The 1,739-nt window shown below is 63.4% G+C and carries 1 protein-coding gene; it reads right to left on the bottom strand.

Going from position 1 to position 1,739, the window contains the following annotated elements; all coding sequences use genetic code 11:
- Window positions 1-139: 139 nt before the first annotated feature.
- Window positions 140-1,081: an EamA family transporter gene (locus BVER_RS28765; protein ID WP_050456127.1), complete on the bottom strand. Its 942-nt coding sequence runs from the start codon at window positions 1,079-1,081 to the stop codon at window positions 140-142.
- Window positions 1,082-1,739 lie beyond the last annotated feature (658 nt).

Raw genomic sequence — 1,739 nt, 5'->3', positions numbered from 1 at the left:
GCATGCCTCGCCTCACATAACCTCAACTTCCCGAACCGCCCGGTGCGGACCCGCACGCCGGGTGGTGTGGCAGGGTGGTGTGGCAGGGGACCGGCCAGCTTGCTGGCCGCCCCTATGCCGATTCGTCTGCGAATCACCCTCACGCCAACCCGCGCCGCCGATAATCAAACCAGAACGACAACCCCACCGACAGCAAAATCACCACCGTCGCGATAAGCGTCCATTGCGTAACGATCTCGCCAAGCAACAGCGCGCCGAGCGCCACCGCGACGAGCGGATTCACATACAGGCAACTCGTCGCGACGATCGTGCTCGTGTTGCGGATCAGAAAGTTATACGCGACATAAGCGGCCATCGAGCCGATCACGACGAGATACAGAAACGACGCGCCCGCACCCACGTTGAGCTGCGTCATCCGCTCGCCCGATGCGAGCGCGATGACCGTCGCGATCAGACCGCCGAGGCCGATTTGCAGCGACGTCGACATCAGCAGATCGGTGGGCTGCGGCAGACGGCTCGCCAGATGCGCGCCGCCCGCCCAGAAGATCGCCGCGCACAGGATCGCGAAAGTGCCGGCCGTCGAGCTCGGCGACGGATCGCCGTGATTCAGCAACACGATGCCGACGAGGCCCAGCGCCACCGCGAACCACTCGCCCCGCGCGACGTCGCGTCCCGACAGCGCCGTGAAAACCGTCGCGAACAGCGGGACGGTCGCGACCATCACGGCGGCCGTGCCGGTGCCGACCGTGCGCATGCCGTAAGCCATCATCCCGCTCGATAGCCCTTCCAGCAGCGTGCCGACGATCGCCGCATTGCGCACTTCGCGCGCATTCGGCCACACCGCCCGCCGATGCACCGCGATCGCAAAAAGCCCGATGCCCGCGAACAGATCGCGCAGGCCGCCGAGCATCAGCGGTGGAAACGAGTCGAGCGCCAGATGGATGCCGAGATACGTCGATCCCCACACGAGATAGACGACGGCGAGCGCAAGCGCGACCTGCCCCTTGAACGAGCGCGGCGCGCGGAATGGAAAATGGTCGGGGAAACTGAACGGCAGACGCGGCGGCGGAACGGCGGACATGCATTACTCCGCGCAAGCCCGGCGCGAACGCGGAGCGATCAATACAGGTTGCAGGGATGCAAAGGCGAAACACGCGGAGCGGAACGGCATCGGGCAGAACGAAAGGAGGTACGCGAGAAGTGCGCGGGAGCGGTCCGCGCGATGCCCGGGAAAACCCCGACCGCGCGGCGCCCGACATTATGCAGTAAGCATCCGGCGCGAAACCGCGGCGTTCGCTGATATTTCGGGATGGTTGCCAAGACGCCACGCCGCGGTGTAACGTGTCGGCTGCTAACCCGGGGGTCCTGCGTTGCGCATCGTGTTTTCGGCTGGCTGCATCGGCCAAAACGCTTCGTGCGGCGTGGGTGAGAAATACCCTTTGAACCTGATCTGGATAATGCCAGCGCTGGGAAGCGTTCGGGTTCCACGGCTCGCCGCATCCACGCCACTTCGACAGAACCCGTACCTTTCCATCTCGTTCCTCCCTGTTTAGCTCCTGAATCAGCCGAGCGCGTCTTCGCTCGCGCCGAAAACTTGGTCGTTGTCCCCACAGGAGACTAGGCTCTGTTCACATTTGAAGAAATGTGTTTACATCTCATCTTTTGCGTAAGCGATCAAGATGAGTCGAATGTTGCTGACCGATGAGATATGGGGACGACTGGAGTCCATTGTTCCGGGT

The organism is Candidatus Burkholderia verschuerenii, assembly GCF_001189365.1.
GTDB classification, from domain to species: Bacteria; Pseudomonadota; Gammaproteobacteria; order Burkholderiales; family Burkholderiaceae; genus Caballeronia; species Caballeronia verschuerenii.
This window is presented reverse-complemented; position numbering and strand designations above follow the sequence as displayed.